The sequence below is a fragment of the Streptococcus sp. HMSC072D07 genome (assembly GCF_001814835.1).
Taxonomy (GTDB): domain Bacteria; phylum Bacillota; class Bacilli; order Lactobacillales; family Streptococcaceae; genus Streptococcus.
On sequence record NZ_KV818062.1, the window covers coordinates 1 to 474 of the forward strand.

At 37.8% G+C, this 474-nt stretch carries 2 pseudogenes; both read right to left on the minus strand.

From position 1 onward, the window contains the following. A pseudogene (locus HMPREF2991_RS11175) lies at positions 1-112 on the minus strand (AI-2E family transporter); the annotation flags it as partial. 9 nt (positions 113-121) lie between these two features. Continuing rightward, positions 122-474 (minus strand): annotated as a pseudogene (locus HMPREF2991_RS04535) (DUF308 domain-containing protein); the annotation flags it as partial.

Genomic DNA, 474 nt, shown 5'->3' on the forward strand with positions numbered 1-474 from the left:
TTACATCAAAGAGAGAGATTGCTCCTGATATAAAGCTCGATGCATTCAGAATTACAAGAGCAACCAGCCCTATAAAAAGGATTAACGGGGTATATTTTTTAACTAAGTTCATAAATTCTCCTTAATAAACATGTTTAGATACGACTATACTATTTGGTTTTTCAAACTCTCGATCAAGGTAGGCTTGGTAAGTTCCTGGAGCGATAAATCCTTTGGGTGAGAGGATATCGGTGCCAGCCTGACCGACTATGGTATCAGCCAAGAGCACACAGTTTGTAGATAAGACAAAGTAGGATTTAAACTTAGATTTGATAAATTTATAAAGTTCCCCATCTGTCTCGTGTCTGATTTTATAAGCGTAGGTGTAGTCTTCCTTACCATCACCTGTCATGATTTTATCTGCACTTGGCTCCCATGGAATTGTCAGTTGTTTCAATTCAGCCAACTTTTTCTGAACTGCTTTTTCCATTTCAG